This is a genomic window from Lutibacter sp. (assembly GCF_016342705.1).
Taxonomy (GTDB): Bacteria; Bacteroidota; Bacteroidia; order Flavobacteriales; family Flavobacteriaceae; genus Lutibacter.
The window spans coordinates 1-25,982 of sequence record NZ_JAEINV010000011.1; the positions used below are offsets into that span (position 1 = coordinate 1).

22 protein-coding genes are annotated in these 25,982 nt (G+C 30.4%); 13 read left to right on the top strand and 9 right to left on the bottom strand.

The genetic code is table 11. The features are described 5' to 3' along the window. Positions 1-465: 465 nt before the first annotated feature. Entirely contained in the window at positions 466-4,698 is a 4,233-nt protein-coding gene (locus JEY78_RS11060) for a PAS domain S-box protein (protein WP_291851006.1), read from the bottom strand. 95 nt (positions 4,699-4,793) lie between these two features. Further along, positions 4,794-5,270 carry a hypothetical protein gene (locus JEY78_RS11065; protein WP_291851008.1) on the bottom strand — a complete coding sequence of 159 codons (477 nt, stop codon included), beginning with the start codon at positions 5,268-5,270 and terminating at the stop codon, positions 4,794-4,796. Positions 5,271-5,401: 131 nt separating this feature from the next. Here JEY78_RS11065 and JEY78_RS11070 point away from each other — a divergent pair, with 131 nt between their 5' ends. The 7 genes from JEY78_RS11070 to JEY78_RS11100 all read left to right on the top strand — a co-directional run bounded on the left by JEY78_RS11070 (position 5,402) and on the right by JEY78_RS11100 (position 15,850). After that, positions 5,402-7,138: an ABC transporter ATP-binding protein gene (locus JEY78_RS11070; RefSeq protein WP_291851010.1), complete on the top strand. Its 1,737-nt coding sequence runs from the start codon at positions 5,402-5,404 to the stop codon at positions 7,136-7,138. Between the two features lie 147 nt (positions 7,139-7,285). Next, a complete protein-coding gene (locus JEY78_RS11075; RefSeq protein WP_291851012.1) occupies positions 7,286-8,314 on the top strand; it encodes a hypothetical protein in 1,029 nt (342 codons plus the stop codon). Between the two features lie 160 nt (positions 8,315-8,474). Then, positions 8,475-9,764 carry a MopE-related protein gene (locus tag JEY78_RS11080; RefSeq protein ID WP_291851016.1) on the top strand — a complete coding sequence of 430 codons (1,290 nt, stop codon included), beginning with the start codon at positions 8,475-8,477 and terminating at the stop codon, positions 9,762-9,764. Positions 9,765-10,011: 247 nt separating this feature from the next. Then, positions 10,012-11,388, top strand: coding sequence for a thrombospondin type 3 repeat-containing protein (locus tag JEY78_RS11085; protein WP_291851019.1), 1,377 nt, complete (start codon positions 10,012-10,014; stop codon positions 11,386-11,388). A 206-nt stretch (positions 11,389-11,594) separates the two neighbouring features. Continuing rightward, entirely contained in the window at positions 11,595-12,935 is a 1,341-nt protein-coding gene (locus tag JEY78_RS11090) for a thrombospondin type 3 repeat-containing protein (protein WP_291851021.1), read from the top strand. A gap of 230 nt (positions 12,936-13,165) precedes the next feature. After that, positions 13,166-14,386 (top strand): hypothetical protein, encoded by a 1,221-nt coding sequence (locus JEY78_RS11095; RefSeq protein ID WP_291851024.1) that lies wholly within the window; start codon positions 13,166-13,168, stop codon positions 14,384-14,386. Between the two features lie 186 nt (positions 14,387-14,572). Continuing rightward, positions 14,573-15,850 (top strand): hypothetical protein, encoded by a 1,278-nt coding sequence (locus tag JEY78_RS11100; protein ID WP_291851027.1) that lies wholly within the window; start codon positions 14,573-14,575, stop codon positions 15,848-15,850. 64 nt (positions 15,851-15,914) lie between these two features. On the opposite strand, the gene JEY78_RS11105 is transcribed toward JEY78_RS11100, so the two are convergent. Further along, positions 15,915-16,658 (bottom strand): hypothetical protein, encoded by a 744-nt coding sequence (locus JEY78_RS11105; RefSeq protein WP_291851030.1) that lies wholly within the window; start codon positions 16,656-16,658, stop codon positions 15,915-15,917. Positions 16,659-17,241: 583 nt separating this feature from the next. Here JEY78_RS11105 and JEY78_RS11110 point away from each other — a divergent pair. Continuing rightward, positions 17,242-17,682 (top strand): hypothetical protein, encoded by a 441-nt coding sequence (locus JEY78_RS11110; RefSeq protein WP_291851032.1) that lies wholly within the window; start codon positions 17,242-17,244, stop codon positions 17,680-17,682. 4 nt (positions 17,683-17,686) lie between these two features. Next, complete coding sequence (locus JEY78_RS11115) at positions 17,687-18,058, top strand: GerW family sporulation protein (protein ID WP_291851034.1); 372 nt, start codon at positions 17,687-17,689, stop codon at positions 18,056-18,058. A 71-nt stretch (positions 18,059-18,129) separates the two neighbouring features. Here JEY78_RS11115 and JEY78_RS11120 read toward each other — a convergent pair whose 3' ends face one another. The 6 genes from JEY78_RS11120 to raiA form a co-directional block, all read right to left on the bottom strand. Further along, positions 18,130-19,272 carry an AGE family epimerase/isomerase gene (locus JEY78_RS11120; RefSeq protein ID WP_291851038.1) on the bottom strand — a complete coding sequence of 381 codons (1,143 nt, stop codon included), beginning with the start codon at positions 19,270-19,272 and terminating at the stop codon, positions 18,130-18,132. Positions 19,273-19,362: 90 nt separating this feature from the next. Beyond that, a complete protein-coding gene (locus tag JEY78_RS11125) occupies positions 19,363-20,223 on the bottom strand; it encodes a mechanosensitive ion channel domain-containing protein (RefSeq protein ID WP_291851041.1) in 861 nt (286 codons plus the stop codon). A 51-nt stretch (positions 20,224-20,274) separates the two neighbouring features. Then, a complete protein-coding gene (locus JEY78_RS11130; RefSeq protein ID WP_291851044.1) occupies positions 20,275-21,237 on the bottom strand; it encodes a calcium/sodium antiporter in 963 nt (320 codons plus the stop codon). 25 nt (positions 21,238-21,262) lie between these two features. Beyond that, on the bottom strand, positions 21,263-22,576 hold the full coding sequence (nhaA, locus tag JEY78_RS11135) for a Na+/H+ antiporter NhaA (RefSeq protein ID WP_291851047.1): 1,314 nt from the start codon (positions 22,574-22,576) through the stop codon (positions 21,263-21,265). 37 nt (positions 22,577-22,613) lie between these two features. Further along, entirely contained in the window at positions 22,614-22,910 is a 297-nt protein-coding gene (locus JEY78_RS11140) for a hypothetical protein (RefSeq protein WP_291851050.1), read from the bottom strand. Between the two features lie 55 nt (positions 22,911-22,965). Next, positions 22,966-23,283 (bottom strand): ribosome-associated translation inhibitor RaiA, encoded by a 318-nt coding sequence (raiA, locus tag JEY78_RS11145; protein ID WP_291851053.1) that lies wholly within the window; start codon positions 23,281-23,283, stop codon positions 22,966-22,968. 130 nt (positions 23,284-23,413) lie between these two features. Here raiA and JEY78_RS11150 point away from each other — a divergent pair, with 130 nt between their 5' ends. The 4 genes from JEY78_RS11150 to JEY78_RS11165 all read left to right on the top strand — a co-directional run bounded on the left by JEY78_RS11150 (position 23,414) and on the right by JEY78_RS11165 (position 25,926). After that, positions 23,414-24,091: a TetR/AcrR family transcriptional regulator gene (locus JEY78_RS11150; RefSeq protein ID WP_291851055.1), complete on the top strand. Its 678-nt coding sequence runs from the start codon at positions 23,414-23,416 to the stop codon at positions 24,089-24,091. 104 nt (positions 24,092-24,195) lie between these two features. Next, positions 24,196-24,414 carry a hypothetical protein gene (locus JEY78_RS11155; RefSeq protein WP_291851058.1) on the top strand — a complete coding sequence of 73 codons (219 nt, stop codon included), beginning with the start codon at positions 24,196-24,198 and terminating at the stop codon, positions 24,412-24,414. Next, positions 24,414-24,719: a type II toxin-antitoxin system RelE/ParE family toxin gene (locus tag JEY78_RS11160; protein ID WP_291851060.1), complete on the top strand. Its 306-nt coding sequence runs from the start codon at positions 24,414-24,416 to the stop codon at positions 24,717-24,719. The genes JEY78_RS11155 and JEY78_RS11160 overlap by 1 nt, the downstream gene beginning before the upstream one ends. Before the next feature lie 199 nt (positions 24,720-24,918). Continuing rightward, positions 24,919-25,926, top strand: a complete 1,008-nt coding sequence (locus JEY78_RS11165; RefSeq protein ID WP_291851065.1) for a hypothetical protein — start codon at positions 24,919-24,921, stop codon at positions 25,924-25,926. Positions 25,927-25,982: the final 56 nt, after the last annotated feature.

The following is a 25,982-nucleotide window of genomic DNA, read 5'->3' on the forward strand; positions in this document are numbered from 1 at the left end:
TGGCAATAACGAAGTAATCTGTTACATTGTAGTTCCAACGTAGAGATTGCTTCATTTCACTGCGTTGCATTCGCAATGACGAAACAATACGTCATTACGAGGAGTGTTAATGAAAAAGTAATCTGTTACATTGTAGTTTCAACGTTGAGATTGCTTCATTTCAGTGTGTTGCATTCGCAATGACGAAACTATACGTCATTTCGTGGAATGGCAATAACGAAGTAATCTGTTACATTGTAGTTCCAACGTAGAGATTGCTTCATTTCACTGCGTTGCATTCGCAATAACGAAACAATACGTCATTACGAGGAATGGTAATGACGAAGTAATCTGTTACATTGTAGTTCCAACGTTGAGATTGCTTCATTTCACTGCGTTTCATTCGCAATGACGTTCCTTTGTAAATATGTGCCCTTTTCCTTTCAGAAACAATGACGAAATTATGTGTCAATTTATGATTGTTCTTTAGTTACTTTTAGAAAAAAAATGATCTATTTTTTCAAACAACTCAAATTTATCTATGGGTTTAGAAATATAATTGTTACAACCTGCAGTTAATGCTTTTTCTCTATCACCCGTTTGAACAAATGCGGTTTGAGCTATGATAATAACGTCCTTATTAAACTCACGTATCTGACGCGCAACTTCATAGCCGTTCATCACAGGCATTTGAATATCTAATAAAATAAGATTGATGGCTGGATTAGCTTTAAATACTTCAAGGGCTTCAAGTCCATTTTCTGCAACAAATAATTGATCTGCTTTTTTAAATAGTATTTCTTGTAAATAAATTTGCACTAAACTTTCATCATCAACAATTAAAATATTTAAAGGAGTTGTATGGCTTGTTGCAATAGTATCAGAAGTTTTAGATTCCTCAGTGATGTCCATACTATTTTCTAAAGTATTTGTATAAGGTAAGGAAAAGGTAAATGTTGAGCCTTGTGCTAAAATTGATTTTAAATGAATAGTTCCACCAAGCATTTCTGCATACGATTTAGAAATGGTTAACCCTAAACCAGAACCTTCATATACTTCTTTATCTTCAATATCTGCTTGTACAAATCTGTCAAAAACATAAGGTTGTCGGTTTAAAGGAATTCCAATACCGGTATCAGTTACATAAATATGAAGTATGTTTTTATCAACAAAATATCCCATATCAATACTGCCACTTACTGTAAATTTAATAGCGTTTTTCACCAAATTTTGTATGATAGCATAAATTTTATCGGGGTCAGATGTTATGATTAAATCATTACTTTTAGTATCATGTGTTTTAAAAAGTTCTAATCCTTTCTTAGCGGCTTCAGGAGCAAAAAATGAATAAATTTCATTAACTTGTTTGGTAATATTCACTTCTTTGCTATAAATAGTTACCAATTTTGATTCAATTTTAGAAATATCAATAATATCATTAATGGTAGTTAGCATTCTGCTGCCACTTTTTTCAATAACTTCAATATATTTTTTTTGTTTTTCTATAGAAAGGTTCGGGGTTTTTAACAATTCAGAAAAGCCTAATATACCATTCATAGGTGTTCTAATTTCATGACTCATATTGGCTAAGAAAGCTGACTTTAATCGGTCACTTTCTTCTGCTTTTTCTTTAGCTATGGTAAGTTCACTTAATATTTCTTTTTGTTGGGTAATATCTTCCTTTACGGCAATAAAATGAGTGATTTTATTATGCGCATCTAATACTGGTGAGATAGATGCTTTTTCCCAAAATAATTCGCCATTTTTCTTTTTATTATGAAATTCACCAAACCATTCTTTTCCAGAAAGTAATGTGTTCCATAATTCATTATATTCTTCGGGAGATTTTTCGCCAGATTTAAATATACTAGTTTTTTTTCCAAAAAGTTCGTTAAAACTGTACCCAGTGGTTTCTGATGTTTTTGGATTGGCGTACTCAATTTCACCTTTTAAATTGGTTATTACCACAGAAACAGGACTTTGATATATTGCTTTTGATAGCTTACTAAGTTCTAATTCATTATTTTTAATTTGTGTAATATCTAATAACATACCCACTATTTTATTTTCAAATAGTTTGGCATTCATTAAACAGTGTTTTATTTGCTTGGTTTTGGTATAAAACGCGACTTCAAAATTAGTAACCACCCCATTTTTTTGCAAGGAGGTCAACATTTCAGTTCGTTTTTCAGGATGCACATATAAATCTAAAATATTGATGGTTTCCATTTCACCATCTAGAATATACCCACTTTGGTCTTTAATATATTGGTTGGTAAATAAAATATGGCCATTTAAATCTGTTTGATACACGCCTATTAAAGCATTTTCTAATATGTTTTTATAATTTTCTTCAGATTCTCTTAATTGTTGTTGGTGTAAAACTTCGGCAGTTTTATTAGCCATAGAGCCTATTACTTTTGTTAATTGGCCATTTTTGTTTTTTAATTTAAAAGCGCGATCATGTACATAGGCATAGCCGTTATCTTTTGTTAATAATCGGTAACTGTCCTCCCAAAACTCTTCATCAGATTCAAAAAAATGAAAGATTTTAGTATTTACGCGCTCAAAATCTTCTGGGTGTACTCTTTTTTGTACGTCTTCTCTACTATATCCAAAATCATCATGATTCCAGCCAAAAAACGTGGTAAAGGTTTCACTACGCCAAAATGTTTTTTTAATTAAATCATGTTCCCAAATAACTTCATTGGTTGCTTTGGCAGCAACTCTAAAACGTTCTTCGCTTTGTTTTAAGTCTAGCTCGGCATTTTTAAGTTTGGTAATATTTACTAAATAACCTCTGGTTTTTAGCAGTTTATTGTTGGGACTAAAAACACCCACTAAATTTACTAAACAGTTTATTTTTTCGCCCTTATTGTTAATAAAATCAACTTCTTCGTTTAATACTTTTTTATTGAGTAAAATGGATCTTACTAATGCCATTCTTTTTTTAGGTTCAAAATATAAATCTGTAATTGGTTTATTTTGCAGTTCTTTTATGCTTGTAAAACCAAAGAGTTTGAGAAATGTTCTGTTACAATTTAGAATTTCACCTTTAACTGAAGTGGTGAAATTTGCAGAAATATCATTTTTAAAAATATCTTCCAATTCATTTTTAGCCTCTGTAATTTCTAATTCTCTAAGTTTACTTTCTGTAATATCTTGCACCATTCCAGATAATCCAACAGGTTTATCTTGTTTATTGTACACATGATTTCCAGATATTTTTACCCAACGCGTTACACCATCGGTTCTAACAATACGACAATCAAAAATAAAAGGAGCCCCATGTTCAAAAGCATTTGTATAACATTCTTGTACATAAGCAACATCATCTGTATGAACATGACTCATATAGGTTTCATATGTCCAGTCAGACACTAAGGCGGTGTAACCAAATAATTTATCATGAATCAAGTTTCTAAAAGAAGTTTGGTCTTCAAAATTATAAGTCCAAATACCAATTTCATTAATGTTTAATACAGTATTAAGGCGCTCTTCACTAGTTTTTAAGTTATTTAGAGCCACTTTAAATTCGGAGATATTTTCCACCACTCCATCATATCTAATAATGGCTCCTTCACTGTTTTTTATGGCTTTTGCGCCTTCTTCAACGGTTAAAATGTTGCCGTTTTTGGTAAACCATTGTGCTTCAAAATTTGTAATTTCTCCTTGAGCTTCAATTAAAGCTTTAAACTCCTCCCGTTTTTTTGGATCAACATAGCCATACTTGCTAATATCTCTTTGCATTAAATCTTCAAGGGAATCATATTCCAACATTTTTATTAGGGCAGGATTCGCAGAAATTATTTTTCCTTGGGGGGTTGTTTGGTACAATCCTACGGTACTGTTTTCAAATAAGCTTATATATAAAGATTTGGCATCATTCAATTCCTTTTCTACATTTTTAGAAATGATATGATAACTTATAATGATTAGTATTATTAACAAAAACAATAAAATAGAGTTGGTAAAATTTTCGTTATGGTCAGGTACTAAATGAGATTCAATGGCATTCCCTACAATCACAAAAAAAAGAATCATGGGTAAAAATGAACGAACTAATTTACTTTGAATTGAATTGTTTTCAATATGATTAAATGGCCAAATTTGTAACTTTAGCATATAAAGTTGTAATAAACTTATAACAAATAAGGCGATAGCGGTTGGAAATGCTAAAGAATAAATTTCATTTAAATATAAGGATGAAATATTTTCAATATATACTAATAAAAAAGCACTGCTTATAGTAAATTGAATATAAAAGAACCCTTTTATAAAAAACAGTTGATATTTTTTTATTGGTTTTATTTGATAAATCAAAAAAGAAGCGCTTGATAACAAAAAAAGGATGGTTGCAATGGGTGATATAAGTATATTGTTTTGAACATTTTTAAGACTATTAATCCAGTTAAAAAAAGAATTTTCGAAACTCCAATGCGGTATCCATAAAAAATCAATGCCATTTAAAAGAGCAATTACAAAACTTAATCCGGCTAAACTGTTTGCTACAGTATTTAAAAATTTACTTTTTTTGGTAGAAAAATAAATGCTGTAATAAGTTCCTGAAAGCATTAATAATACACTTGTTAAAACGGCTATTGGGATATAATTAGATGAAATTTGTGTTAAAAATGGAATGGTAAAATACCAGCCAATTAAACTTAAAAATCCGATACCTATAATCAGTAAAGATAATTTTAAGGGTAAATTTTTCATGAAGTGAGGTATATTTTTATTGGGTCAACTAAAATAATCAGTTAATTTATGCTTTTTTAAGTGAAATAAGATGATAAATGTCATTAGTTATAAATTTAAAATGGAAGTGCTGCCAATTGTAGGTTATAATCATATTGCAAATCTTCATGCAACACTAAGAGCTTTTTTTGTATGGCAGTTTTTTCTCTTAGATAGATGTTTTTTAAAACAGTACTATTTTTAATAGAAGGCCTTATTTCAGTTAATTTTAGGCAAAAATAGAGGAGGAGTTCAATTTCCGTTTCCTTCTTTTTAGAATACCGAATATTGGTTTTAAGCATTCTTAATATTTTGCGAACACTTTTTTTAATGTAAAAATAAGAGTTGGTATTAATGGTCTCAAACAAAATATCAGCCTCACTTTTAACAGTTTCAATAAAACCTTCTTCATTAGCAGCTTCAAATAAAACATACGTTAACAGTTCTTTGTTTTCTTTTTTAAATTTTGATAGTTGTAAGCATACATCTATTAACTCACTGTTTGTAAGGTGTTTTAACTCTTGTTTTAATTCTTTTACAGTCACTGCTTTCATTTTTCTAAATTAATTAAAACATGTTGGGAACCATAAAAAAAGTAAGCTCTTTTTTTAAATTTAAGAATTTATGACTGCTGTCTATTTGTCATTTGTATATATTTGGCTTAATTTTCGACTACTAACTAATTATGAGCAAAAATAAAGTATCATTATCCTGGGCTATTAAAGAATTTATTTGGCCAAGAAGAACCATTGTTTTAATAGGCATTGCATTAATAATTGTAAAAAGTTTATCGGGTTTGGTATTGCCATACGCCAGTAAAAATTTGATAGATGAGGTAATTCCTTCCAAAGATATCAGTACATTAACCACGTTATTGCTAATTGTTTGTGCGGCTATTTTGTTACAAGCCGTGACTTCTTTTTTATTAACACGGTTGTTAAGTGTAGAAGCACAGCATTTAATTTCGGTTTTAAGAGCCAATGTGCAAAAAAAGCTATTAACATTGCCTATCAGTTATTTTGATAATACAAAATCTGGCGCACTGGTTTCTAGAGTAATGACAGATGTTGAAGGGGTGCGAAATATTGTAGGAACCGGTTTGGTACAATTAATAGGAGGAAGTTTAACCGCAATAATATCCTTAGTGATTTTAATTAAAATTAATGCAACTATGACCTTTTTTGTGTTGGTTCCGGTAGCCATTTTCGCTATTGTGGCGCTGAAAGCATTTGGGTACATTCGTCCAATTTTTAGAGAACGCGGAAAAATTAATGCAGAAGTAACCGGTAGATTAACAGAAACGCTCAATGGCGTACGCGTTATTAAAGGTTTTAATGCCGAAGCTCAGGAAAATAAAACGTTTGAAGAAGGCGTAGAGCGTTTGTTTTTAAATGTAAAAAAGAGTTTAACGGCAACCGCTTTAATTACCAGTTCATCCACATTTTTATTAGGATTAGCATCTGCTGGAATTATGGGAATTGGTGGTTATTTTATTATGAAAAATACCATGACCTATGGTGAATTTGTATCTTTTACCTTGTTTTTAGGATTTATGATTGCGCCCATTGTGCAAATGAGTAATATTGGAAGTCAGCTTACAGAAGCCATGGCAGGATTAGACAGAACTCAGGAAATTATGAATATGGCTGAAGAAGATAATCCTGAACAACGAACAGTTATTTTAAATGAAATTAAAGGCAATATTGTTTTTAATGATGTTTCTTTTAGTTATCAGGAAAATAAGGAAGTGCTACACAATATTTCTTTTGAAGCACCGGCAGGTAGTGTTACCGCGTTGGTGGGTTCATCAGGTTCAGGAAAATCTACCATTGCAGGTTTGGCAGCTACTTTTTTAAATCCGGTTACTGGGAATGTAACTTTAGATGGTATAGATTTATCAACAGTAAATTTAAGTAGTTTTAGAAGTAGGCTAGGCGTAGTGTTGCAAGACGATTTTTTATATGAAGGAACTATTCGAGAAAATATTTTGTTTCCGCGTCCAAACGCCACCGAAGCACAATTGCAACAAGCTGTAAAAGGCGCATATGTAAATGAATTTACCGATCGATTTGAAGAAGGTTTAGATACTGTAATTGGAGAGCGTGGTGTAAAATTATCAGGCGGACAGCGTCAAAGAATTTCTATTGCACGCGCATTATTGGCAGATCCAAAAATTATTATTTTAGATGAAGCCACCTCTAATTTAGATACTGAAAGTGAATCGTATATTCAAAAAAGTTTAGGATTGTTAATGAAAGACAGAACCACCTTTGTAATTGCACACAGGTTAAGTACCATTCAACAAGCCGATAGAATTTTAGTGATTGAAGATGGAAATATTGTAGAACGCGGTAAACACGATGAATTGATTGCTAAAAAAGGACGTTATTTTGATTTATATACCTATCAGAGTAGGATTTAAAAACATTCTTTTAATAATTAAAGCCCATTTATACCCATAAATGGGCTTTTTGTTGTTTAAAATTTATTTAGCCAACGATTAAAATTATTTATTGTATTCTTGAAATGTATAAAAATTATTAATAACTAACTCAAAAATCAAACTTTTATGAAATCACTAAAAATTATTTTTAGCATTCTAATTATTGCTGTAATTGCATTCAGTTGCGATAAAGAAATAATGGGTGTATCGGAAGCATCAACTTTAAAAAGCGAAGACTTAGCTCGAACGTTAACTCAAGAAGATGCCGATGGAGATGGATGTTCAGATGATCAAGATTCGCACCCAAATTCAAACACCAATCCTACCATTAATTTAGATGGTTGTGATATTAATATTCAAAATTCATTAGTGGACTGCGGTACAACAATGATGGATCAAATTGCAGACGCAATTGAAATGATTGCTTTAGAAAATATGGGGAGTGATGCAAATGTACTTCGTAAAAAATTCACAAGAGAATTATCTAAATTAAGTTATTACTGGTATAAGGCTAGGCTAATAACAAGTAGAGAAAGGTCTGCGTTATCTAATTGCGGTTGGAGTGCAGATTTTGAAAATCTAATGCTTCAAAATATAAGTGTAGATGTATTACGTCATTTAGATTTTTCATTGCAAGAGATATTAAATACTGGTAGACCAATGATTGATTTTATATCTAAAGGAGTGATGGCTGAAGATTTATATGGTAAACAATATCAAGGCGGATTAATTTTTTATGTGAATGAGAGAGAGGCTTCAGGATTATTGGCAGCGCCATATAATCAACAAGGTGCAAAATGGGGATGTATAGGAGTTGATTTACCAGGAGCCTTAGGAACTGAAATTGGGACAGGTGCTCAAAACACCATAGATATTTTAGCTAGTTGTAATGAAACTGGTACAGCCGCATATATTTGCGCCAATTTATCAATTGATGGATATAATGATTGGTTTTTACCGAGTATTGATGAAGTAACTGAAATGCGTAACAATTTACATTTAAATGGTTATGGTAATTTTTCATATGGTTGGTACAGAAGTTCTTCGGAATTTGATAGTGTAAGTGCTTGGTATCAATATATGGATAGTCCTAGTAGATATCATCAAAATTCAAAAAATAGTAATGGAAGTTTAAGAGCTGTGAGAGCATTTTAAATAATTATAACTATATTCTTATAATTATAAAAGCCCATTTAGACACATAAATGGGCTTTTTGTAGTGTTAAATTGATACAATATTGTGTTAAAATAATTTTTTGTATCATTGGTTTCTTGTAAAACTACAAGAACTACTAATAAAAAAAATAACGATTAAATGAAACAATTTAAAAGAATAATGTACCTGCTTTTTTTGGCTGTTGCAACTACTAATTGCCATCAGGAAATAATAGCAACCACTGAAACAGGCATTGTAGAAATTGAAAAAAATGACATAGCAAATAGAAGTGCTGTTTTAGTAAACGATATGGATGGTGATGGCTGTTTAGATGAAAATGATACGCATATAAATTCAAATAGAAGTGCTACTATAAGTATAGATGGTTGCGATATTGGGATACCAAATTCCTTGGTAGATTGTGGAACAACTATGATGGATCAAATAGTGGATGCTATTGAAACTATTGCTATTGAAAATGTAGGAAGTGATGAAAATGTACTTCGTAAAAAATTTACAAGAGAATTATCTAAATTAAGTTATTATTGGGTAAAGAAAAGGTTGATTTCTACTAAGGAGCGATCTAATTTATCAGGATGTGGCTACCGTGCAAATTTTCAACAATTACTGGTGTTATTAGATAGAGATGGAGATGGATTTGTACCAGAAACAAATTTAGGGATTCCAGGTGGTGACTGTGATGATAGCAATCCTCTAATCAATCCAAGTGCTGTAGAAATTTGCAATGGAAAAGATGATGATTGTGATGGGCAAATTGATGAAGGTGTACAAACTACGTATTTTAGAGATGCCGATGGTGATGGTTTTGGAACAGATGAATTTGTAATTGCGTGTGCTATGCCAGTAGGTTTTGCGCAATATAGCGGTGATTGTGATGATACAAAAGAAACAATAAATCCAGATGCTGTAGAAATTTGTAATGGAGAAGATGATGATTGTGATGGGCAAATTGATGAAGGTGTACAAACCACGTATTTTAGAGATGCCGATGGTGATGGTTTTGGAACCGATGAATTTGTACTTGCGTGTGAGATGCCAGCAGGTTATGCAAAATATAGTGGTGATTGTGATGATTCAAATGAGACAATTAATCCAGATGCTGTAGAAATTTGCAATGGAATAGATGATAATTGTGATGGGATTTTAGATGATGAAATTTATTGCGCAGCAGTTTCCTTGAAAAATCAACTGGAACAAGTATCAATTACTATAGAAACATTGGCAGGCCCAGATGGTAAGTTATTTGGTTCTGTAACACCATTAATGGTTAGCAATGCATTATATGAAAGGGGATTTGATATTGATAGGAAACAAATTACTTTTCCTAATGTTATTAAAGAAACGGGTTCCTATTTAGTTTATGTGGATGTATATAGAAATGTGAGAGCTAATGTTAGTATTAATGTAGTTCCAAAAGAGAAATATTAATTAATTTTATAGCACTATTTTTTAAAAGCCCATTTATTGGAATAAATGGGCTTTTTGCTAATTTTATGTTATTTTTCAGAACCATTTTATGTATGAAACAATGTATTTTATGTAACAAAAGTGGCAATTAGTTAAAAAGTAACCATTTTTTTAGTTAAAATACTGTTAAAGCAATAAGTTTACCATAAATAAAATCACAAAGTACTTCACTGGTATTTTGGGTCCCTAACTAAAAAAATATTTAAAAATGAAACATTTAAAAATTATTACATTAGCACTGTTATGTGGTGCTTTTTTTACAAGTTGTGAAAAAGAGACAACAACACAGGATAAATTTGAATTAAAAAATGAATCTATAAATTTAAATTATAACACTTTTATAAGTGAAGTTAAAGTACCAACAAATTTAAATTTTAAAAAATCAAACAACTTAAATGCAAAAGCAGAAGTTGTTCAAAAAAATATTGGAATTATTCAGAATTATTTTGGGTCAAGTTGGGATGATTTTTTTAGTACCAATGGATATAATGTTGTTACAGTTAATCAGTCATATTTCGATGAATTTGGATTGGAAAATTTGGATGTATTATTATATTTCAGAGGGGGAGACAGTTTTGCAAACGCAAACGAAGCTAGTATAGTTGAGTTTGTAAGTAATGGAGGTATATTAATAACAGAATTTTCAACGACAACTAATGTAATGCAGAATTTTAATATTAGTGAACCTGCTACTTTATATGATAGTTTTTATTATTTTGGTTCATCAACTATAAATGTTAATGAAAGCCATCCAATGGCTAATGGACTTGCTAGTTCATTTTATTCTGGTGGACAAATACAATATTTTCAACTTTTTAATGATTTAGATTCTAATTTTCAAATTGTAGCTTCTTTAAATAGTGACTTGACAGGAGACAATATAAATGACCCAGTTGTTGGATCATATTGTTATGGTTCTGGGGTTTGGGTTGCTTTTTTCTCGGATTTTGGAGATTTATATGATTCAAGTTCTTCAGAAGAATTGTTGCTAGCTATAAACATGATTGAATTCCCATTAGATTCTTGCAGTTCTGATAGAGACGAAGACGGCATTTTAAATGCAGATGACAATTGCCCAAGCACAGCCAATGCAGACCAAGCAGATAATGATAATGATGGTTTAGGTGATGTGTGTGATGATGATGATGACAATGATGGTATTATAGATACAGAAGACAATTGTCCGTTTACAGCCAATGCAGACCAAGCAGATTATGATGAAGATGGACAAGGAGACGCTTGTGATGACGATGATGATAATGATGGGGTTGTAGATAGTAGAGACAAACATCCATTCTCAAACTTTACAGCAGATTTTCATATTTATGAAACGTATTTTGGAATAGACAATCAATTAGGGAGAAATGGTTCTACCATGATGGATCAGTTAAATAGCTTAATTGAATCTATTAATGCCGAATACAATGGAGAAAACTACAACGCCTTACATAGAAAATTTACAACAGAATTAGCAAAATTAAGTTATTACTGGTACAAAGACCGTTTAATAACTTCAAGAGAGCGTTCTGCAATTTCAAGCGCAGCGTATAGAGCAGATGTTCCTATGACGTATGGAGATTATTAATTAGCATTCACCAAAATTTAAAAAGAAACCTAGCAAATAGCTAGGTTTTTTTGTTAAGAATACCAACGTATGATTGAGAAAAAGCACTTTTTTAATATGAAAGTAATTATTATTTAAAAAAAGTGAGCCGTGTACGTAGTACTACGTACGTTTTCTAAAAATAATAGCTATACATTGCCCCCACAAAAATTTAACCAAACCAAAACATGAAACATTTAAAAATTACAATGTACATAGCAGTGCTAGCTATGGTATTTACAAGTTGTGAAAAAGACGCACTCATTCAAGAAAATGCATCATTGAATGACCAAGACACAAAAATGATTGACAATAATTCCTATAAATCATTACATGACATGATGATGGCAGGTGTTGATATGGAAAGTTATTATAAAACTTTACCTAAACTAAGTGGTAAAATGACCAAGCCAACCACATCTCATACTTATGAGAATACAGGTGTTGAATACTTTTTTGAAGATGAAGGAGGTTTTAATTTTCCTTGTGATAACTTACCCACTGAAGATTTTAGTAATTTTGAGTTACCCGATGGTTATTTTGGTGATTATGATTATTATTATCATAATTATTGGTTTGATGTAGGACCCCAGTTAGATATGAATACTGATAATGAAGTTTTTTCACCAGGAGATATAGTGCCTGGAATATCTTTTACAAGCTCTTATAATTTAAATATATTGAATGAGGATTATTGGAATGCAGATAAAGCATTATATTCATTCGATGGTATAATTATCAACTTTTCCAATTCCGATGTTACAAACGTTCGTATGAAAATTGCTCAACTTTCTTCATCAAGTTATAGTAATGTGTTTATTGACATATATGGTTTATCTGATAATTTATTAGGAACGTCTATTGTTTATATTCGGCCATATGGTGCAAATTGGGGAATTGAATCTGTAGAGCCTATTAAAAAAATTGTTTTAAGAGCAAATTATCCAATGGTAGACAATGTTTCTTTCGGTTCTTGCAATCCAGACACAGACGAAGATGGTATTTTAAATGCAGATGATAACTGCCCAAGCACAGCCAATGCAGACCAAGCAGATAATGATAATGATGGTTTAGGAGATGTGTGTGATGACGATGATGACAATGATGGTATTAGAGATACAGAAGACAATTGTCCGTTTACAGCCAATGCAGACCAAGCAGATTATGATGAAGATGGACAAGGAGACGCTTGTGATGACGATGATGATAATGATGGGGTTGTAGATAGTAGAGACAAACATCCATTCTCAAACTTTACAGCAGATTTTCATATTTATGAAACGTATTTTGGAATAGACAATCAATTAGGGAGAAATGGTTCTACCATGATGGATCAGTTAAATAGCTTAATTGAATCTATTAATGCCGAATACAATGGAGAAAACTACAACGCCTTACATAGAAAGTTTACAACAGAATTAGCAAAATTAAGTTATTACTGGTATAAAGACCGTTTAATAACTTCAAGAGAGCGTTCTGCAATTTCAAGCGCAGCGTATAGAGCAGATGGTCCTATGAGTTATAGATAAAAAAGGAATAGATTCTATTAAAAATCAAAAGAAACCTAGCAATTTGCTAGGTTTTTTTTGTTAAGAATACCAACGTATGATTGAGAAAAATCACTTTTTTAATATGAAAGTAATTATTATTTAAAAAAGTGAGCCGTGTACGTAGTACTACGTACGTTTTCTAAAAATAATAGCTATACATTGCCCCCATACAATCATTAACCAAATTATTAAGAAAAACCAACATCATTATGAAACATTTAAGAATTATTACATTAGCACTGTTATGCGGTGCTTTTTTTACAAGTTGTGAAAAAGACGTGATAGCACCAGACAATACAGCAGCTATCAGTAAAGAAACTAAAGAAATGGGTTCTAAAATACCATTTCCTTTACAAGAGTTCATGCGCACAGGAAACCTGATGGGAGCTTCTTTTGAAAAAATGCAATTGCATTCTAAAATGGTAGAACAAAATTATTCAAATCGTGCCTATAGCTCAGATATTACTTTTTTTGACTCTAAGGAAGCATTTAATAATAATACCTTGCCTATAGAAGATTTTGAAGATGTTATTACAGATGGTTATTATAGTTGGACTAATCCAGGTTATTTTACAGATGTTAATTACACCAACTCATTTCCAAGTATATTAAATGAAAATAATTTGCATGGTAAATTTAATGAGGGCGATTTTACTCCTGGTATTTCTTTTGAATTAGAGTTAAACCAAGAGCTTCTTTCAAATTCTTATTGGAGAGAAGAATATTCAGATGAAGAATTAGAGGAAATGATGCAGAATTATGGATGGTATATTCAAGATTATAATGTTACAGATTATAATAATCCGGAAAATAATTTTACCTATACAAAACAATTGTTTACAAATTATGATTATACCAGTATAGTCTTAAAATTTAGTGAAAATTCTGTAAATTCTGTTAGTTTTGATGCACCTTATGCATGGAATACTATTTATAAAATATATGATATTGCAGGTAATTTAATTGCAACAGATAACACACAAAATTATTTTTCAGTATATTGGGGAATTACCTCTAAAGTTTCAATAGGTAAAATAATAATAAGTTATTTTGATGTGAGCTATTTTAGATTAGACAATGTTTCTTTTGGAAATAATCCAGATTTTGACAATGATGGCGTAGCAAATGAAGATGATATGTATCCTAATTCTAATCTATCACCTAGTTTTATGCTTTTTCATACTTCTTTTGGTATTGAAAATCAATTAGGGCGTAATGGAGGAACTATGATGGATCAACTAGAGAGTTTATTGGCTGCAATAAACGCACAATACAACGGTAGCAATTACAATACATTGCATAGAAAATTTACAACAGAATTAGCGAAGTTAAGTTATTACTGGTACAAAGACAGATTAATAACATCTAAACAACGTTCAGCAATTTCTGCAGCTGCTTATAGTGCAGATGTTCCTATGTTTGTAGACTAATATTGATATTATTTTTTGTTTTATAAGAGTTTATGGAAAAATTTATAAATATCAATCCTTATAAAAGAATACAATTTCTATAGCAAAAAAATGTGCATCATGTACGTAGTACTACGTACATGATTTAAAAAAAATAGTTTTATATTGCAATTTGAAATTAACTAACTAATTAAAATCAAATAAACTATGAAACAATTTAAGAGTTTTGCATATGTATTATTGGCAACAGTTTTTTTAACAAGCTGTGAACCAGAAACAATTACACCTGAAACTACCGATGCTAGCACTCAGGAAACCAAACAAATTATAGGTCAAAAACCATTAACATTATTTGAAATAACGCAATTGGGGAGCTTAGATGCCTATTTTAGATCTTTTGAAAACACCCAGAATAAAATAGCTTCACAAACGGTTGCAGCGCGTTCTTACAATCCAAATATTCAATTTTTTAATTCGCCAGAAGGATTTAATAACAACGCACTTCCTATGGAAGATTTTGAAAATGCCATTATGGGATTTTCAAATAATAATTATTATGATAGTGGCGAATGGAGTCAATATGTTCAGAATTCTGGTAGTGATTTATTTCCAGGTATTTTAAATGAAGACAACTTGCATGGAATTTTTAATGAAGGAGATTTTGCTTCAGGAATTTCATTTGAATTGATTAAAAATGAGGATGATTTTCAAAATAATTCGTTCAGAGATTATTTAAGAAATCAATATGATTGGACTGAAAGTGAGATTGATGATCGTATGGAAGAGTTAATTTTTGAAAATGGATTTTATATCTATTCAGAAGCAATTCAATATGTTTATTATCCACAATATAATTTTAGTCATAGCAAACCACTTACTAGTAATTATGATTTTACAGATTTAGAGATTAAGTTTAGTGAAAATAATATAAATGCAGTGAGCTTAAATATTCTAAGAGGAGGTTCTTTTACATTTAATATTTATGATCGTTCTGGAAATATAATTGCAACGGATTATACTTATTTAGCCTCCAATAGCAATAGTATGTCTTATTGGGCTGTTAAGTCAGGCGTGGCTATTGGTAAAATAGTAATTATTAGTGATTATTTATATACTCGTGAAAATGTTGACAATGTTGCTTTTGGAAATGAACCAGATTTAGATGGTGATGGTGTAATTAATAGTGAAGATAAGTATCCATTTTCTAATTTTACACCAGAGTTTCGTATTTATCACACAAACTTAGGTATAGCCAATAAATTAGCACGTAACGGCGCAACTATGATGGATGAGTTAGAGAGCTTAATTACCTCTATTAACGCAGAGTATAACGGAGACAATTATAGAGCATTACATAGTAAATTCACCAAAGAATTAGCGAAGTTAAGTTATTACTGGTATAAAGATCGTTTAATAACTTCAAGAGAGCGTTCAGCAATTTCAAGAGCAGCCTACAGCGCAGATGTTCCAATGTTTGTAGACTAATATTGATATTATTTTTTCAATTAAAAAAGCCTTCGCAATTAGCGAAGGCTTTTTTGTTACTTAATTAAAGACCAATTCTCCACACATGGGAAACAATGGATTCTGTAATTTCTGTCCATTCATCCATCGCATCTTGCCAACTTCCTTCTCCATATATTTCTTCATAGGTTTTTTTAATTCCTCCATTATCAATATCTAGTTCAGCCCACGTATTAAAAGGCCATACAATGGCAATTTCTCTTCCATCGTTTGCATTAAACTGATTTTCATAAATTAAAATACTGTCCTCGGCTTTTTTCTCATGCGCTTCTCTAATTTTAAGCATCAGAGCTTTAAATCTATAATAATCTCCACGTTTTAAATCTATCATCCAAATGGTTTCATATTTAGCACTTGCTTTTAGGTTGTTATAGGAAAGTTTTTCATTGTATTTCCAAAATTCACTTCTTCCATATTCAGCAATAGTAGGAGCAACACTTTTAGTCCAATGATCTGCGTGTGCACCATCACCTGGACTGCCATCTAACTCAGAAAATGTATTCGGTCCCATTAACCAAACATACCATCCAGTTTCAGGTCCCGTTAATATATTATCAACACTTGCTTTATAAGGTCCGTCTTTATGATATAAATTATTGTGTTCTTTTACCGCTTTTTCAAAAGCTTTTTCCATCCCAATTTTTGGCATAATGTATTGCAAATTAACCATTGCATACGATTCCTTTTCCTTTTCTTGGGTGTAACCCATAAAACTTGCGATAAAAACTCCTGCAAGTAGTGAATTCAATAAAAGTTTGTTGATTTTCATAATTAAAAAATTTAAGTTAGTAAATAGTAATTTTTAAATAGTTTTTGAAGGTTGATTGTATTTATTTTTTTCTATAAAAATGTAATATTGATGGCTGTGGCTCAAAATTATTTAAGCATTTTATTAAGTTTTATTTGAAAGCATATTAGTTTTTGATTTGATAACAATTGTAATGCTATTAATCAAACTAAATTGAGGTTGAAAATTGAGGTTATTAAATGTTAAAGTAGCATTATTGTTTTTTTGAGTTGTAGGTGAAATTCAAAAAAAACAACAATATGATATTTATCATATTTTGATTAAATGTACTAAAAATAAGTGAGTTACCAAGAAAAAAAAGATTTATTTTTTGTAGCTCTGATTGTAAATATGAAATTAGGATGATTAGACTATTCATTTACTAGTTATTTTGCGGGAACGAGCTATAAAAGTTATACCTAATAAAGATCAGGAGTTCTTTTGATTGAAATCATTGTCAAATTTTTTAAAATATGCGAATTTTAGGTTTCAAAAACTAGCGATGATGATGATTTTGGTTGGTGTACTTATTTTTCTTTTTTTGTTCATTATTTTACTTTTAATAATGCCCATAATTATATGGATTGATACACATAAGAACGAGTATTTCATTCAATTAAAAGGACTTTTAAAAGTAAGTTTAGAACCTGTGAAAAATGAGGTTTTACGAGTAAAAATATCTATTTTATTTTTTAATTTTTATTATTATCCAATACCAAAGAGAATACTTAAAAAGGCCTCACGCCCACATACAACTAAAAAAAAGCAGCGCACTATAATTAAATGGGTATATAGTGTTTTTAGAACTTTTAAAGTGAAAAAGTTGTTTCTTAACATTGATACTTCAGATTGGACATTAAATGCAAAATTATTTCCAATATTTTACTTTTTAAATTTAAGTAAAGGTAATTTTTGGATTAATTATCAAGGTAAAAATCAATTGGTCCTTCATCTTCAAAATAGGCCAATTGATATTCTAAAATCATATATTAATTTTAAAACATAACATGATGGATTTACATTTCGAAGAATTATTAAAACAAGTAACAGACTTCATTAAAAATGAGGCAAAAACAGAAACCGTAGTTGGTGAAATGTTTGAACTAGGAGCATTTAAATGTGTTCCTGTAATTAAAGTTGGCATTGGATTTGGGTCAGGTGGCGGCGAAGGATTTGAAAAGAAAGAAATTAAAGGTGAAGGAATGGGTGCAGGAGTAGGTGTTGGAGTAGAGCCTATTGGATTTTTAGTCACTAAAGGAGAGGAAATTTCATTTATTGAAGCTGGAAAAACACACGGTTTATCTGCTATGTTTGAGCAAGTTCCAGGACTAATTGAAAACATTGCAAAAGCCAGAATGAAAAAAGAAGCTGAACCAGTTTAAGTACTTTAATGGGTGTTTAATGTTAAATGAAGCGCTGGAAATGAAACTTTATTTTCAGTGCTTCTATTTTTTTAATGAGAAAATTTTTCAACCATAAAATAATACCGAACAGTGTGGTACATAGATTTCCAAAAATGCACTATAGGAATTTCAGTTGTTGGCTGTCCTGAGTTTTTAATTTCGGTATACCACTCACCGTTTGGAGCAATAAATTGCGTACTGATATAGGTGCTAAATTCAAGGGCTAAATCTTTATATAAACTATCATGGGTAATATTATAACAGTTTAACAATGCTAACACCATTTCAGCTTGAGGCCACCAAATTTTAACCGTTTCGGTGGGTGTTCCATTTTCTAACACATTAAACAAACCACCATTTTTAGTATCTATTGCTTTTTGAATGACTTGCGACATCATTTTTAGGGCAGTTGCATTACATTGGGAGATCAATGCTTCATTTTTTGTGGTGTTGGCAGCATCACATAAAATCCAGCTGCATTCTGCATTATGTCCAGCCCACACTTCATTTTTTAATGGTTTCCACTGAATGGTAAGCCTATGAATACAATCAAACGTGTCTTTTGTAATAAAATGAGTTAAAATAAGGGTAATAAGTTCTTCAATAATTGGAAGAATACTGCTGTCTTGTTGATATTCATACAATGCAACAAAAGCTTCTAGCGTATGTAAATGAGTGCCAAGTGATTTAGTAGGGGAGTTGCCTAAGTTCCAATGTTCATCAAAACCATCAATAAATCCACTATTTTTTGCATCCCATAAGGTGTTTTTAATAAAATTAGCTTGCTTTTCAATGAGTTTATCTAATGTCTTTGATGGATTTATTTTAGCATAGGCAACAAAGCCATACAAAATAAAAGCCTGTGCCATATTAACATCGTCAGGTGCATTGATAAACTTATGAGCGCTAATTTTAGACCAATAATAACCGCCTTTTGGATTTTTAAATGTCTCTAATTCCTGAAAACTGATGGTAGCTAATTTTAAATAGTCTGTTGTTTTTAAAAGTTCACTGGCGGTGCTTGCTCCATAAAGAATCCTACTCAAATACATGGCGCCAAGCGGTTCCGTTGTTAACGGAACTCCTTGAATGGAAACACCAGAATAAAGGGTGTTGCTTTCAGAATGAATGCAGTTATTCATCCAAAACAACACATTTTTAGTTAGCTCTTGGGTACGTTTTTTTTGAGACATTTTTATGAAAAATTAGGCTGTAAATATACTATATAAAACGCGTAAATGGTATCAAAAAAAGTCTTGATTTAGAGTGTTTATAATTTGATATTATTCTGCTGTTGGCGTACGATTTACACTTGAAATAAAATTAAAGACTTCGCGAATGGTTCTTTTTCTAATTTTTTGTTGCAAATCCATATCAATCTTTTTAAGTGTATATTGAAATTTCAGATCTAAATAATCCATTTTCATTTCAACCACTTTTAATTTATACGATTTAGGATCAATAAATTCTTTGAAGCTTTGCAGTGATATAATGATTTCTTTTTCAAGTTGTTCAATGTTATTGATATTTTTCAATGCAATTTGAAAATCTATAGTCATTAATCGTATATCTTTTTTGGTATAGTTGATGATTTCTCCATAATGAACTTTTGAATTTGGAATAATTACAATGTCATCATCATCATTCAATAGATGTACTTTTAACATGCTTATTTCTACAATTTTACCTTTTTGATTATTAATTTTAACAAAGTCATTTATTTCAAACGTATTTGAAAAACTTAAATAAATTCCACTTAAAAAATCAACAATATATTCCTTAGTTAATAATGCAATGGCTGCAGCAACAATTGTTAATGAGGTTATTAACTCTGTAGGGTTTATTCCAAAAATACTTAAGAGCATAAGCAATATACCTATGCTAATTGTAAAATTGGCAATATTTTCTATTCCAAAATGTACATTATTCTTTTTGTTTTTAGGAATTTTATTTTTTTTAGAATAAAAATATTTAGCGGTATTTGATAAAAAATGAATGGTGATATAAAAAATAATAAATGCCAATACCGATTGTAATTGATTTACTTCAGCAATTAATTTTGAAGTAACCGAATTGAAAAACTTTAAATAAATGACACCCACTAATAAGAGGAGGTTTAAAATAAGAATCCAATTTTTTTTCATTGTTTTAATGTAAGTATATAAAGTGAAATTAATAAGTTAATAATAAATACCTTAGCCGTTTGTTATTAAGTACATAAGGTATGCAACATATACCAAAACGAGTACTATTCCTTGCCATTTTTCAATAATATGTTTTTTCCCAATAAATAGTATTAAAAATAGGAGCGCACTTGAAAAAATGGTCATGGCTACATCTATATCATTTTTTGCACTAAAAGGTAATGGTCTTATCAAAGCACTAAAGCCCAACACCCAAAATATGTTAAAAATATTAGAACCTACAACGTTACCAATGGCAATATCTGTTTGTTTTTTATAGGCGGCCATTGCCGATGTAGCCAACTCAGGCAAAGATGTTCCTATAGCAACTACTGTTAAACCAATTAATGACTGGCTTACATGAAATAATTCCGCTATTTTAACAGCACCATCAACAATCCATTTACCACCAATCATAAGACCTAACAACCCACCAATTATAAAAATGGATGATTTTAAATAGCTTAACTCCTTTATCTCTTCACCCTCTGTAGCTTGGTCTCCAGTAGCTTTTGAGATACCGAATGTATAATATAAAAATACTATAAAAAACGCTAACAGCACTAAACCGTCAATTCTGGTTAATCCAGAAAATATATTATTGTCAATGCGCATATCATTTACTAAAATACCTAGCATCACAGATGCAAGTAACATGAATGGAATTTCTTTCCACACTGTATTATTTTTTGTTGCCAATGGATAAATTATGGCTGAAACCCCCAATATTAATAGAATATTGGCAATATTACTTCCCAGAATATTCCCAATGGCGATTTCAGTATTGCCATTGGCGCTGGCAAAAATATTGATGATAAATTCCGGAGTAGATGTGCCAAAAGCCACAATGGTTAACCCAATCACAATATTTGATATTTTTAACCTTTTGGCAATGGAAGAGGAACCATCAACCAAGAGTCCGGCTCCTTTAATAAGAATAAAGAAACCTATGATAAAAAGCACGTATGTTAGCATTTTCTTTAGAAAGTTTTAATGAATGTTAGTTACTATTATTCAATGTTTTTGCAGGCGTTAACCTTAAAATAGTATAGCCAATTATAGCAGAAATTAAAGAGCCGATTAGAATTCCAATTTTAGCAGCATCTATAAAGGCCGGATTACCATCAAAAGCCAAAGTAGCAATAAAAATAGCCATTGTAAACCCAATTCCAGCTAAAAAGGAAACGCCTATAATTTGTTTGTTACTAATATCTTTAGGAACCTCAATAAGTTTAATTTTTTTAGCCAATAGTACAATTGTTGAAATTCCAATACTATTTCCAAGAACTAAAGCGATCGCTATATTTTTCATTAAAACAGTGTCTAAATTAAGAGAGCTATTTAAAAATACCCCAGCATTTGCCAGTGCAAAAACAGGAATTATAAAATAAGCTACCCAATCGTGTAATTTATGTTCTAAATGTTGAAGCGGAGACTGGTATTTTTGCGTCCAATCTTCTAAATTATCAATTTGTTCTATTTGCTCTTTAGATAAAATAGGCTTTTTTAGTAGTAGGCCTTGTTTTATGTTAGTTGTAATAGCCATTAAATTATCAATAAATTCAGGAGTATCTATTTTTTGTCTGATAGGAACCGAAAAAGCCAATAAAATTCCTGCAAGTGTTGGATGAATTCCTGATTTTAAAAATAATATCCAAATAATAATACTAAAAGCGATGAGTAAAAATTTAGAATAATATCCTTTAAAGGACAGTATATATAATACTCCTAATAAGAGGAGGGCAGAAATTAGCATGGTTACATTTATACTTGCGCTGTAAAATAATGCAATTACAATTACAGCACCTATATCATCAACAATAGCAAAAGCTGTTAAAAATATTTTAAGGCTTAAAGGGACTCTATTTCCTAAAATTTTTAAAACTGCCAACGCAAAAGCAATATCTGTAGCCATTGGAATTCCCCAACCTTTAATTGTTTCTGGGTTTTGATTCAGCATATAAAATAACAAAACAGGAGCTAACATTCCACCCAATGCGCCAAAAAGCGGAAATGCTAGTTTTTTTAAAGAATTTAATTCACCAATTAAAAATTCTCTTTTAATTTCCAATCCAATCAAAAAAAAGAAAATAGCCATTAAACCATCATTCACCCATAAAATTAAAGGTTTATTTAATTCAAAACTTCCTGAAGTAAATCCAATTTTATATTGCCAAAGTGCTCGATAACTTTCACCCCACGGCGAATTTGCCCATAATAGGGCAATTATAGTTGCAGCAAGTAGTAAAATACCGCTAAAACTTTCAATTTTAATGAATTTTTGAACAGGAGTAAGTACTATTTTTTTAATCATTTGATGTTTGGTTTAAATTGATTTGATTTAATGAAAATTAATTAGTTATAAGATTTTTTAGTGTTTTTATTTTAGTATTGGCTATAGAATATATTTTTGAAGTAGATTTATCAACTAAAGAATCTAGTTTTTTAATTTTTTCACCTTCTAAATTAATGATAGAATCTAGCTGCATAACCTTATCAACTTCTTTAGTTATAATGGAATCTAAATACGTAGCTTTAGTGTTTAATTCTTGTAGTTTTTGATCCACTCTGTCATTCATTTGGTTACAAGAAGCTAATAATCCTACACTTAAAATTAAGAAGAAACTTTTATTAAATACATGTTTCATAAGGTTTCATTTTTTATTGGTTTATAAAAATCTAAACAATTCTGTGTGTACGAGGTTATGAACTAAAGCGGAGTGACGCTCTCTTTAATTTTGTTTTTCTTTTTTCTATTTGTCTTTCAAGAGCTTCAGACGTTTTTGAAACTGCTTCTTCAAAGGTGTTACTTTTGTTGGAAGCAATAAAATCATAACCTGGCACCACCAATCGCATTTCGCACACATTATTTTCATTTGTAGAATCGTTTTCTACCCTAAAAGTTATTTCACTGGCAATGATTTCATTGTATAAGCGCGTTAACTTTTTAATTCTTTGATGCACAAGCTTACTAATAGTTGGAGCTAGTACAAGTCCGTTTGATTGAATTTTTATGTTCATATGTCATTATTTTTACACAAAGATAGTATTAATGTTTGAAATAATAGTATTACTATTATAAATAATTGTTAAATATTTTTTAGTACTTTTATAAAAAATTAAAACAGCATATCATTTATAGAACTTCAGAATGAAATTACAGCTACAAATAAAAATGAATGAAGAGCTTTATCTTCGCAATCCAGAGAGCTCAGCGTTAGGTAAGAAAATTATTCAATATAGTGTTGAATTAATTTATAGGAAAGGTTTTGAGGCTTTTACATTTAAGAAATTAGCAGAAGAAATAAATTCTACAGAAGCAAGTATTTATCGTTATTTCGAAAATAAACACCGTTTATTAAGCTATATTGTTGCTTGGTATTGGAGTTGGTTAGAATATCAAATAAGTTTTCAAACCAATAATATAACCGATCCAACTATTAAATTACAGCGCATTATAAAATTATTGGCAGTAGCTGTTGAAGATGATCAAAAAACAAATTATGTAGATGAAAGTTTATTACATCAAATTATAATTTCAGAAGGCTCAAAAGTATATTTAACAAAACACGTAGGCGAAGACAATAAGCATCATTTTTTTAAACCTTATAAAGAGCTTTGTGCGGTAATTGGTGCTATTATTTTAGAATGCAGCCCAACGTATAAATACCCAAAATCATTAGCAACTACTATTATTGAAATGGCGCATTTTCAAAATTATTTTATGGTGCATCTTCCTTTATTAACTGATTTTGGTGAGAATAAAGATGAAAGTGAGATTATTATATTTTTAGAAGATTTAGTTTTTTCTAGTTTGGCTAAAAAGTAGTTTTAGCGTGGTTATTACATGTTGGGCTTCATACAACCGAAAAAAATTTAGTTTCAAAATATAAACCGATTTTTTTGTAACTTTGAATTTAGAAATAACATATTATGAATATTCAAACTTCTAAAATAGAACTAGTAAAAATGATTCTCAACATTGAGAATGACAAATTCATTGAAAAAATCACGGAATTTATTCAAAAAGAAAAAATCGATTTTTGGAATGAATTGAGTTTATCTGAGCAAAAAGAAATTCAAAAAGGAATTAAAGAATTGAATAAAGGAAAAAGAGTTGAATACTCTGACTTTTTGAAAAAGATTTCTTAATGAAAGTATTTTTATCAGAATTAGCTGAAAATAAGCTTTTAAAATTGAGCGATTTTCTACTGGAGAATTGGAATTTAAAAGTTCGCAATGATTTTATTAAAAAACTAACTTCTAAAATTGACCAGATTTCAGAACAACCTGAAAGTTGTCCACAATCTTCAGAGTTTAAAGGACTTTTTAAATGTGTCGTAACAAAACAAACAACTTTCTACTATAGAATAAACTTTGCCAGAAATGAAATTGAGATTATTACAGTTTTTGACACAAGAAAAAATCCAGACAAATTAGAAAAAGACATAAAATAAGTACGAAAGCCCAACAACGCACATAAAAAATTGCTAAATTCAATTCAATAGAATGTTTCTAATACAAAAAAATATTAAATTTAAACATCGAAAAATTGCGTTTTAAAACCCGCAACTTGCCATATTTTAGGACTAGACATGCGGATTAAACCTTTTGCTTAAATCAAAGTCTAATTCTTAAATATTTAAAACAACAGTCATGAGTAAATTTGTTTTATTTTTTCTAATATTAATATCCTTACTTTCTTGTAATTCAGATGATAACAATGTAATCCTTGAAAACACAGACAATAACTCAAATATTAAAAAACCAAAAGGCCTATACTCTAGTTCTTTTGGAAATGAAACTGCTTTGAATAATAATCAAGTTAATGGTTCTTTAATAAGAGTAAAATGGAGTGATATTGAAACAAGTGAAGGGATTTATGACTTTTCAAAAATAGAACAATTTCGTACTGTAATTAAATCAAGAAATTTAAAATGGAGTTTAGGCATAATAGCAGGAAGTAGCAGTCCGGACTGGTTAACTGACTCTTTTGGTGCAGATTATTTTGAAATAATAGGCTTTGATAATGCTGTGAAAAGAATTCCTAAAATTTGGGATTCAAAAGTTAATGATAAACTATCTCTACTTGCTGAAGCACTTGCAAGCACTTATGGTGACGATGACGATTTAGTTTTAATATATGTACCACAAATGACCGCTAACGGAATAGAAGGCCATTTTAATGGTGTAACAACAGAAGAACTTACAAATGCTGGATTAACTCCAGATAATTGGGTTTATTCTGTAAAAGAAACAGCTAAAATATTTGCAAATGCCTTTTCAAAAAAGGCAATAGCAGTTGAAGTACACGATATCATGGGAGAAACATCAATTCCTAACCGAATTATGACAGACTTATGGAATGACCCTTCTTTAAACCATCGTGTTGGTGCAGCCATGTGGTGGATTTCTGGTAAAACTACTTATCAACCCAATTTAGTTAATGCCTTAATTGATTTCCCAGGAGATATATATGCACAAGCCATTGGACGGTCTGACCAAACTGAAAGATTTGAAAATAACGACTACACAACTGTTTTTGAACAAGCACGCGTATTAGGTATTAGATATATTGAACTTTGGGAATATGAATTTGTGAATAATACTTTCACTCAAGATTTTGAAAACTTTAATGATTATACAAATACCTTCTTTGAATAAAAGCGCTACACACGACACCGCTCATAAAAAATTGCTTAATTCCATGAAAAAGAAAG

Bases quoted from the DNA above. Each gene is read 5' to 3' on its own strand.
- JEY78_RS11060 (WP_291851006.1), bottom strand. From the start codon at position 4,698: ATGAAAAATTTACCCTTAAAATTATCTTTACTGATTATAGGTATCGGA.
- JEY78_RS11065 (WP_291851008.1), bottom strand. From the start codon at position 5,270: ATGAAAGCAGTGACTGTAAAAGAATTAAAACAAGAGTTAAAACACCTT.
- JEY78_RS11070 (WP_291851010.1), top strand. From the start codon at position 5,402: ATGAGCAAAAATAAAGTATCATTATCCTGGGCTATTAAAGAATTTATT.
- JEY78_RS11075 (WP_291851012.1), top strand. From the start codon at position 7,286: ATGAAATCACTAAAAATTATTTTTAGCATTCTAATTATTGCTGTAATT.
- JEY78_RS11080 (WP_291851016.1), top strand. From the start codon at position 8,475: ATGAAACAATTTAAAAGAATAATGTACCTGCTTTTTTTGGCTGTTGCA.
- JEY78_RS11085 (WP_291851019.1), top strand. From the start codon at position 10,012: ATGAAACATTTAAAAATTATTACATTAGCACTGTTATGTGGTGCTTTT.
- JEY78_RS11090 (WP_291851021.1), top strand. From the start codon at position 11,595: ATGAAACATTTAAAAATTACAATGTACATAGCAGTGCTAGCTATGGTA.
- JEY78_RS11095 (WP_291851024.1), top strand. From the start codon at position 13,166: ATGAAACATTTAAGAATTATTACATTAGCACTGTTATGCGGTGCTTTT.
- JEY78_RS11100 (WP_291851027.1), top strand. From the start codon at position 14,573: ATGAAACAATTTAAGAGTTTTGCATATGTATTATTGGCAACAGTTTTT.
- JEY78_RS11105 (WP_291851030.1), bottom strand. From the start codon at position 16,658: ATGAAAATCAACAAACTTTTATTGAATTCACTACTTGCAGGAGTTTTT.
- JEY78_RS11110 (WP_291851032.1), top strand. From the start codon at position 17,242: ATGCCCATAATTATATGGATTGATACACATAAGAACGAGTATTTCATT.
- JEY78_RS11115 (WP_291851034.1), top strand. From the start codon at position 17,687: ATGGATTTACATTTCGAAGAATTATTAAAACAAGTAACAGACTTCATT.
- JEY78_RS11120 (WP_291851038.1), bottom strand. From the start codon at position 19,272: ATGTCTCAAAAAAAACGTACCCAAGAGCTAACTAAAAATGTGTTGTTT.
- JEY78_RS11125 (WP_291851041.1), bottom strand. From the start codon at position 20,223: ATGAAAAAAAATTGGATTCTTATTTTAAACCTCCTCTTATTAGTGGGT.
- JEY78_RS11130 (WP_291851044.1), bottom strand. From the start codon at position 21,237: ATGCTAACATACGTGCTTTTTATCATAGGTTTCTTTATTCTTATTAAA.
- nhaA (WP_291851047.1), bottom strand. From the start codon at position 22,576: ATGATTAAAAAAATAGTACTTACTCCTGTTCAAAAATTCATTAAAATT.
- JEY78_RS11140 (WP_291851050.1), bottom strand. From the start codon at position 22,910: ATGAAACATGTATTTAATAAAAGTTTCTTCTTAATTTTAAGTGTAGGA.
- raiA (WP_291851053.1), bottom strand. From the start codon at position 23,283: ATGAACATAAAAATTCAATCAAACGGACTTGTACTAGCTCCAACTATT.
- JEY78_RS11150 (WP_291851055.1), top strand. From the start codon at position 23,414: ATGAAATTACAGCTACAAATAAAAATGAATGAAGAGCTTTATCTTCGC.
- JEY78_RS11155 (WP_291851058.1), top strand. From the start codon at position 24,196: ATGAATATTCAAACTTCTAAAATAGAACTAGTAAAAATGATTCTCAAC.
- JEY78_RS11160 (WP_291851060.1), top strand. From the start codon at position 24,414: ATGAAAGTATTTTTATCAGAATTAGCTGAAAATAAGCTTTTAAAATTG.
- JEY78_RS11165 (WP_291851065.1), top strand. From the start codon at position 24,919: ATGAGTAAATTTGTTTTATTTTTTCTAATATTAATATCCTTACTTTCT.